General features: G+C 48.1%; 7 protein-coding genes. 2 read left to right on the top strand and 5 right to left on the bottom strand.

Translation table 11 applies throughout. The annotated features are described in order from the left end of the window. Positions 1 to 138 precede the first annotated feature (138 nt). Positions 139 to 2,673 (top strand): CHASE2 domain-containing protein, encoded by a 2,535-nt coding sequence (locus IQ260_RS22650; RefSeq protein WP_193995359.1) that lies wholly within the window; start codon positions 139 to 141, stop codon positions 2,671 to 2,673. Further along, entirely contained in the window at positions 2,670 to 3,710 is a 1,041-nt protein-coding gene (locus IQ260_RS22645) for a hybrid sensor histidine kinase/response regulator (RefSeq protein WP_193995358.1), read from the top strand. Before IQ260_RS22650 ends, IQ260_RS22645 begins: the two co-directional genes overlap by 4 nt. 42 nt (positions 3,711 to 3,752) lie before the next feature. On the opposite strand, the gene IQ260_RS22640 is transcribed toward IQ260_RS22645, so the two are convergent. The 5 genes from IQ260_RS22640 to IQ260_RS22620 all read right to left on the bottom strand — a co-directional run. Then, on the bottom strand, positions 3,753 to 5,261 hold the full coding sequence (locus IQ260_RS22640) for a GMC oxidoreductase (RefSeq protein ID WP_193995357.1): 1,509 nt from the start codon (positions 5,259 to 5,261) through the stop codon (positions 3,753 to 3,755). 10 nt (positions 5,262 to 5,271) lie between these two features. Further along, the gene (locus IQ260_RS22635) at positions 5,272 to 5,883 is read right to left on the bottom strand and encodes a cytochrome c oxidase subunit 3 (RefSeq protein WP_193995356.1); all 612 of its coding nucleotides are present in this window, start codon (positions 5,881 to 5,883) and stop codon (positions 5,272 to 5,274) included. Then, on the bottom strand, positions 5,876 to 7,549 hold the full coding sequence (ctaD, locus tag IQ260_RS22630; protein ID WP_193995355.1) for a cytochrome c oxidase subunit I: 1,674 nt from the start codon (positions 7,547 to 7,549) through the stop codon (positions 5,876 to 5,878). The genes IQ260_RS22635 and ctaD overlap by 8 nt, the downstream gene beginning before the upstream one ends. A 5-nt stretch (positions 7,550 to 7,554) precedes the next feature. Next, positions 7,555 to 8,457 carry a cytochrome c oxidase subunit II gene (locus IQ260_RS22625; protein WP_193995354.1) on the bottom strand — a complete coding sequence of 301 codons (903 nt, stop codon included), beginning with the start codon at positions 8,455 to 8,457 and terminating at the stop codon, positions 7,555 to 7,557. Between the two features lie 20 nt (positions 8,458 to 8,477). Next, on the bottom strand, positions 8,478 to 8,874 hold a 397-nt coding region (locus IQ260_RS22620), incomplete at its 5' end, for a DUF2231 domain-containing protein (protein ID WP_193995353.1).

Here is an 8,874-nt window from a genome sequence, read left to right as displayed (position 1 = left end):
ATTGAATCCTCTAAACTAACTTTTCACACAGGGTGAGCATTTACATTAGACCTGAACCAACTGACAAGCGTAAAATTTTCTGATTGTAATACCCGCTTGCAGTGATAGATAAAATTGAAATTATAATACTTTCGATGTATGTGGGCTAGTCATGGACGGAGAATTTGGCAATGGCGACTATCTCTCATATCTGCCTGCAGTATAACCGGAATTGTTATTGGTTTAAATGCATTAGGAGCGTTTCAACTCTTAGAGTGGGCGGCGCTTGATAGTTGGTTTCGTTTACGCCCCCTAGAAGAACCCGATTCACGTATTGTCATTATTGGCATCAGTGAGCAAGACATTACTGAAGGCATGCGATGGCCCATTAGTGATGCACTGATGGCCAACTTGCTCGAGAAAGTTGCATCCCAAAATCCCAGGGCCATCGGTCTAGACATTTATCGAGATTTTCCCCTCGAACCTGGGCATCAGAATTTAGTTGAGGTCATGCATTCGACACCACAGCTAATCGGAATTGAAAAAGTTTTTGGAGAAACCATTGCCCCACCCCCTAGTCTGCATGAGCACGATCAGACAGGTATTGCTGATTTTGTCATAGATGCTGATGGTAAAGTTCGTCGGGGACTTGTTTCAGCCCGCACGACTGATGGTGAGGTCAAGTTGAGCCTAGGGGCAAAACTAGCTTTCACCTATCTAGAAGCTGAGGGCATCTTACCCCAAGCGAATGATGACCAGCAGCAAACCTATCAGTTGGGGCAAGCACTCTTTCGTCGCTTTCAGAAAAATGATGGTGGCTATGTTCGTGCAGATGATGGTGGCTATCAACTCCTACTAAATTTTAGGGGTGTGAGCTGTACAGAGACAACTCTGCGCTGTCCCTTTCAAACCATATCGTTAGGTGAGTTTTTAGACGATCAGAGTCCACCCAACCTACTCCAAGATCGCATTGTTCTCATTGGTGTTACAGCTCCTAGTCTTCAAGATCACTTTTACAATCCTTATAGCTATGGTGATGCCACCGCCATAACAGGTGTTGAAGTCCATGCCCACCTCACAAGTCAAATCATCAGTGCCGCCCTCAATGGACGCCCTCAAATCCAAACCTGGTCTGAGCCATTCGAGTATCTATGGATTTTTATCTGGTCTAGCGGTGGCACCCTGTTAGGTCTTCTATGTCTGAATCGGCGACGATTCACCATAGGGATGTTATGGTTATTTATCGCTTTTTTATTACTATCAGGAACTCTTCTTGTCAGTTCATACCTCGCCTTTTTAATAGGATGGTGGTTACCAGTTACGGCTCCATGCCTCAGCTTTACAGGAGCTGCTGTCATTAGCACAACCCATTTGCTTTGGCGAAAATTGAAGCTTTCCTACCAAGAATTAGCCCAGGCCAATCAACAGTTAGAAAGCTATTCTCAAACCTTAGAACAAAAAGTTGAAGAACGCACCGTCGATCTGCTAGCGGCCAAAGAAGCTGCCGACAGCGCAAATCGAGCTAAAAATGACTTTCTAGCCAACATGAGCCATGAGCTACGCACGCCTCTCAATACTATTCTGGGCATGACCCAGGCATTAGAAGAGAAAATTTTGGGTGACCTCAATGCAAAGCAAGCTAGAGCGTTGCAAGCAACCGAGCGCAGTGCCAAACATTTGCTAGAACTCATTAACGATATTCTGGATCTGGCCAGGGTTGAATCCGGGGTGTTAGAGCTAGATTGTGCGCCTACGGCTATAGTTCCGCTTTGTCAGTTCTGTCTAACCGTTGTTAAACAGCAAGCTCATCAAAAAGGTCTTCAATTAGACTCTAAACTGTCCCATACATTGCCAATGTTCATCATGGATGAACGGCGCATTCGGGAAGTCTTAATCAATTTACTGAGCAATGCCGTTAAATTTACACCCACAGGTGGACACGTCACCCTTGAGGTAATCTACCAACAGCAATCTACTCATCTAGACAGCGATGCTTCAAACCAGAATATCCTGACGTTTGTTGTTAGTGATACAGGTATTGGTATTAATCCTGACTATAGAGAAAAACTATTCAAGTCCTTTGTCCAAATTGACAGCGCGCTCAATCGTCAATATAACGGTACAGGGTTAGGGCTAGCTCTGGTAAAACGCATTACCGAACTCCATGGAGGCCGCGTTTCAGTCACTAGTGAAGTGGGTGTGGGCAGCAGTTTTACTGTTGAGTTTCCCTGCGCTACTGCTACTCCATCCTTATCTGGTAAGGAAACCATTCCTTCTGATACTATCAATTCTGACTCACCACAATCAGAGGAGGTAACGTCAATCTTGCTAGTTGAGGATGATCCAGATAACATTACGGTGATTAAAAGCTATCTAACGGCTAAGGGGTATTTTATTCGAGTTGCAAATGATGGCCATCAAGCCATTGCTGCGGTCCTATCAGCTATGCCTGACTTGATATTAATGGATATTCAAATGCCAGGCATGGATGGGCTAGAAGCTATGCAACGAATCCGGAGTGAGCCAACCCTAGCAGGTGTGCCCATCATCGCACTTACGGCCCTAGCGATGAGAGGGGATCGAGATCGGTGCATGGCTGCAGGGGCTGATGATTACCTGAGTAAACCGATTAACTTAGGACAACTTTTAATCAGCATTGACCAGCTTTTAGCCGAGCGAGCACAACCTCTATGAAGCGGCCAATTATTTTAGTCATTGACGATGAAGTCAATCATTTTGACGTAATCGAGGCCTTATTCAAGCATCAAGACTATCAGCTGTATTACGCTAGTAATGGAGAGGATGCAATCGTATCCCTGAGTGCATTTAAACCTGATCTGATTTTGCTAGATGTACTCATGCCTGGGATTAGTGGCATCGAAGTTTGTCGTCGTATTAAGGCTTTACCACAATGGCAAAGTGTTCCAATTATCATAGTCACAATACTAGATACTAAAACAAATCTTAGATCTTGTGTAAAAGCTGGAGCCGATGATTTCATTACAAAACCCTTCGATTCGATAGAGCTGCGTGCCCGTGTACATACAATGCTCAAAATCAAGAAACAACATGACAAAAATCAGACATTATCTCGCATCCAGGCGAATACGCTTAATCTCTTAGAAAGTACCCTTGGTGAATTGCGAGGCAGTCTAACCTCTCAGTTATCCCACGATGATTTACGTAGTCGGATTGAGCAATCTACCTACCGTTTAGAACGACTAACGGCGAAGTTTCAGATTTACATGGAACTAGAGCTTGCGGCGAGTCAATCCGTACCGCTCCAAACTGATACCCGGCACAATTTAAGTGTTGCAGCTGAAATCGTCAAGGTTCTGGCCCAAAAGTATAACCGCAGCCACGATTTAAGTTTACTCATTGAAGATGCTGAAGTTTCAATGCCAGCTCGATATCTCTCAATTATCTTCAATGAACTTGTGGATAACGCTCTAAAGTTTTCTTCACCAGAGACATCAATCATAGTCAGGAGCACCGTCACAGAAAATTTTGTGACCTTATTTATCCATGACTCAGGGCCAGGGATGACAGAAGAGACAATAGCTGGCATTGATGATGCTATTCAGTTTGAGCGAAGTATTTATGAACAAAATAATGGGGGGATGGGGCTGAAAATTGTCAAGAAAATTGTTGTACTTGCGGGGGGAACGTTTTTGATTGAGAGTGCTCATCAGCAAGGAACGACAGTACAAGTCACTTTGCCAAAGCTATAAATTGCATCAAAGCAAGCTGTATTCCAGGAGAATCACCTTGCCTTATGCCAACCGCTCAATTAAGTGATCTCCAACTCGCAGAGCGTTGGCAATAATGGTGAGGGCTGGGCTAACGCTGGCATTGGATGGAAAGAAACTGCTATCTACCACGTATAGGTTATCTACATCGTGGGTGCGACAGTTGGGATCTAGCACTGATGTGGAGCGATCTCGACCAAATCGACAGGTACCGCATTGGTTAGCCATGACTTGAATGGGCACTTCCCCTTTGGGGTGGGTGCCCCGTTGAAAGCCCCCCAGCTTCTTTTCAATTGTTTTTAGCACGTCTATCCAGCGATAGATCAGCCGGTCGTGGGCCTCTAGGTTATTAGGAGTGTAGTCGATATAGAGTTTGTTATTGTCGATGCGAACACGGTTGTTAGGGTCGGGTAAGTCTTCCGTCTGCACCCACCAGCCAATGGAGCGAGTGGCCAGCTGTTTGAGGCCAAACCCAGGCATATATTTGGCAAGAATAGAGAGTAGTGGAGGGGCCTCGGCAAAGATAACATCGGCGAGTAGGTCACCGGTATTGTAAATATGACCCATGGGGTATGGAAAGTCGGTATCCCCCCAGTAAAAGTCATTGATATAAAGCGTCTTGAGAGAGTTACCCTGGTTGGTTTTATTTTTTATCTGCACAATCGCAGTCAGGAGGCTTTTCATCAGATTACGGCCCACTAGATCAGAGCTATTGGCCAACCCATGGGGATGCTTTTCGTTGGCAGATTGCAGCAGCAGGGCCGCCGAATTAACGGCACCACAGGCTAAGACAACGATATCAGCCAGAAATAAATAGGTTTGGGCCCCAATTTGGGCTTCGACAGCTTTAACGACGGTGCCAGATGGGTCAGTGTGGAGAGCAATCACCTTAGCCCCTGTTTTAAGGGTGACGTTGGCATGTTTAAGGGCCGGAACGATACCGCTGACTTCGGCATCATTGGTGGGGTCGTCGTCTTGACGAGTGAGACCGAGGGGAAGGCGAGCCGGGTGGAGACTGTGGGTTGCGATCGCACCCATCAAGTTCTCAAGTTCAGCCTCTTGCTCAATCGCTTCAAAGGGATAGTCCTGGCCATGGTCAGGTTCGCTCGGATCGCCGCCTAAAGAGCCATGAACCTTATACAGCTGCTCAGCTTCGGAGTAATACGGCTCAAAATCGGCATACTTTAGACACCACTCCGGGGAGGTGCCTGCCTGGTGCTCAACTTGTTCAAAGTCTCGCTCTCGCATACGCAATAGGGAAGCGCCATAGATTTTGGTATTACCCCCAACGGCGTAGTTCATCTGGGGTGAAAACGGTTCTCCAGCCGTGTCGTACCACTGCTCAGGGGCGTGGTAGCGCTCGCGCTTAAACACATCCACATTGCTACGATTTTGTTCTTCTAAGGGCATAAAATCCCCCCGTTCTAAGATCAAAATCTTTTTGCCAGTGGGAGCCAGCTTATGGGCGAGGGTCCCCCCTCCGGCCCCAGTGCCGACAATGATTACGTCATACTGTCCATCATCAATAATCACAATGCACCCCTCACTGCCAAATGTAGATTAGCAAAAACAAAATAATCCAGATGACATCAACAAAATGCCAAAACAGCGATGTTGCTGCCACACCAAATTCACCGTTATCGTAGTTCCCAGGGAGAAAAGACCGTCCCAGCATAATTAGCTGGAGTAACACCCCAGTTAGCACATGCAGTCCGTGAAACCCGGTCAGCAGATAAAACGTCCCACCAAATAGCCCATCAGTGATGCCAAAGTCTAAACCGCTCCACTCTACGGCCTGCCCATAGAGAAAGTAGCTGCCCATGGCCATGGTCAATAGCCAAAACGCCCGAAATCCCCAAAGATTTTTGGCATGCAAATAGCGCTCAGCAAAATAAATGACAAAGCTGCTGGACACCAACACCACAGTATTAATGGCAGGTTCTCTTATCTCCAATCCTTCAATGCCGGGGGGCAACCAATTGACCGCTGTTGTCTTATAAACGGCATAGCCAACAAAAAAGCTGATGAAGATCACACTTTCCGATAGCAGGAAAATGATGAACCCAAACATGCGGTTGCCAGATTCGTCGTGAGTATGATCGTGGGCAACAGCCGTTGATTCGTTCAGTCTGGGGTCAAGTTCTGTACTACTCATGACCTACCTCTAGCGCGTCAGCATTGGAAACAAGCGGTTCGGACTTACCATAGCCGTAGGGTTCAGCCACCACTACCGGCAATACTTCAAAGTTCTCGTGACTCGGCGGGGACGAGACTAACCACTCAATCCCAATTGCCCGCCAGGGATTATCAGGCGCTTTTTCACCCTGGATCCAAGAGCCCACCATATTGAGGATAAAGGGTAGCGTAGATAGACCCAATAAGAATGCACCCAGACTAGCAATCACATTCCAAAAGGCAAATTCTGGATCGTAGGAGGCTACCCGCCGGGGCATCCCCTCTAGTCCCAGTGGATGCATGGGAAAAAAGTTGAGATTAGCGCCAATAAAGGTGAGTACAAAGTGGAGTTTTCCTAGACCCTCGTTATACATCCGTCCAGTCATTTTGGGAAACCAGTGGTACAGGGCAGCGTAGACGCCCATCACCGTGGCCCCATAAATCACGTAGTGAAAGTGACCCACGACAAAGTAGGTATTGTTTACATGGATATCAACGGGGACCGATGCCAGCATAATGCCAGTGATCCCGGCAAACACAAACATGATCAGACCGCCCAGGGCAAATAGCATGGCGCTAGTCAGCCGAATTTTACCGCCCCACACCGTGGCCACCCAGGCAAATACCTTGATGCCTGTGGGTACCGAGATCAGCATGGTGGAAAACATAAACAGCATCCGCATCCAGCTGGGGGTACCGCTGGCAAACATGTGGTGTACCCATACCACCGCACTGAGGGCAACAATGATCAAAGAAGAAATCGCGACGACCTTATAGCCAAACAGCGGTTTACGTGAATAAACGGGCAGCAGCTCTGAAAAGATACCAAAAATTGGCAAAATAATTACATACACTGCCGGATGGGAGTAAAACCAGAAAAAGTGCTGGAACAGAATCGGATCTCCGCCTTTAAGGGGATCAAAAAAGCTGGTGCCCAGGCTCAAATCAAACAGCAGCATCACAGCTCCAGCCGTTAGTGCAGCTAAACCAAACAGCTGAATGATCTGGGCACTCATCACCGCCCAAACAAAAATGGGCATCCGAAAAAATGTCATTCCAGGTGCCCGCATCCGCACAATGGTGGTGACAATATTGACCGCCCCCATAATAGAAGAGACACCCGAAAGAGCCACTGCCAACAGCCAAAGAAACTGTCCGTTGATCAGTGCCCCTGAGGGATTTTGCAAACTTACCGGTGGGTAGGCCCACCAGCCCGCTTGGGAAGGGCCGCCCGGTGCTAAAAAGCTGCCCATCAGCACCACGCCAAAGACTGGCACCATCCAAAAAGCCATCGCGTTTAATCGGGGAAAGGCCATATCCCGTGCTCCGATCATCAGGGGCACCAGGTAGTTTGCCAGACCTGCCAATACGGGGAAGGTCCACAAAAACAACATGACCGTGCCATGGAGCGTAAACATGGCGTTATAGACCGTGCGATCAACAAGATCGGCCTCCGGAGTAATCAGTTCACCCCGAATCACCATGGCAAACAGACCGCCCACCAAAAAGAAGAAAAACGCGGTAACGATGTATTGAATCCCAATCACTTTGTGATCGGTGCTAAAGCTAAAAAAACGTCGCCAGTTCTCCGGCTCGTCGGGCTGATTAAGGTTGTTATTCGGTTTGTTGACTAAAACATTCGCCATAGGACCTACTCTTCTTTGCGGGGTGAACCAGAATAGTTAACTAAGGGGGGAGCAGCAGGGGGCACCGTTTTCCACCCGGCACTAAACCCTTTTTCAGAGGCGCGACGATAGTCTTCAAAGGCCTCGTTGTAAGCCACAGCTGGTGGTTGGGCAGCGGCTGTGGTCAGCCACTCCTGGTGGGCTTCGGGGGACTCCACAACAACATCGGCCTGCATCGCTGCAAAGTAGGTGCCGCTGTATTGAGAATCTCGCAGTCGATATTTACCTTCTTGGATAGGGGTAAATTCAAACGTAATCTCTTCGTTAGGAACGATGTCCTGTTTGATGCGAAAGGCCGGAATAAAGAATCCGTGAATCACATCTTCAGATTTGAGCAGCAGCGTTGCGCGCTGGTTGTTGGGTAGGTGAAGCTCCGTGCTGCTGACGTTCTGAGCCGGATAGCGAAACTCCCAGGCCCATTGGCGCGCCAGGACTTCAATGGGCTGGCTGACTGCGTTAGCGTTAGCGGCTTTTGCAGAGGCCATGCCTGGATGGACATGCTCCATCGGTCCTAAAATGGACATTTGGTCGTAGATCTGAAAACTGTAAAATGCAATCCACATCACCAGGACAAATGGGATTGCGGTCCATACCACTTCTAGGGTGACGTTGCCCTCAATGGCAGGACCATCGCTGGCGTCATACTTGCCTGCCCGCTGAAACAACACGGCGTAGGCTAAAGCAACAAACACCCCTAGAAAAATAAATGTCCCTAATGTAACGAGAAAACTAAACAAGTCATCGACTAGCACCGATTCTGCCGATGCCTGGGTCGGCATCCAACCGTAGGCCTGCTGACCCATCCAAATACTAATCAATGCCAGAATGCTGGCTACTATCGCCAAAATTAAACCCGTGCGCAGCTTCATGAAAGCACCGTTTTGACAGATTATTTCAACATTAAATTTGGATCTTGTCCGATTTCTAACAGCCGATCGGCACTGATGTGGACGCCAAACTCAGCTGCTAGCTGTGCTCCTAGGGTGCCATGGACAAACATGAGGGCAAAAATTCCTAGGCCTGCTAGTAGGTATGACCATTGGACCTGGCGGGCGCGATCGCAATTCCAGACATACCGCTGAAACCCACGCCAAACCGTCATAGCCACAATCAGAAACAGCAGAATCACACCGCCCACACCGTGCCACACCATGGTCTCCATAGCCTGCAGCCCCCAGACGCTTGTTGTCCCTGCAGGCGGCTGGGCTAGCAGCATTTCATAAAACCCCGCTGCCACCGTAAAAAATGTCACAATGGCCGCTGCCAGCATGTTGTACCAGCCCACA

This window comes from Leptolyngbya cf. ectocarpi LEGE 11479 (genome assembly GCF_015207065.1).
Lineage (GTDB): Bacteria > Cyanobacteriota > Cyanobacteriia > Phormidesmidales > Phormidesmidaceae > Leptothoe > Leptothoe ectocarpi.
The sequence above is the reverse complement of the archived record's forward strand: the minus strand, read 5'-3'. Positions and strand labels throughout refer to the sequence as shown.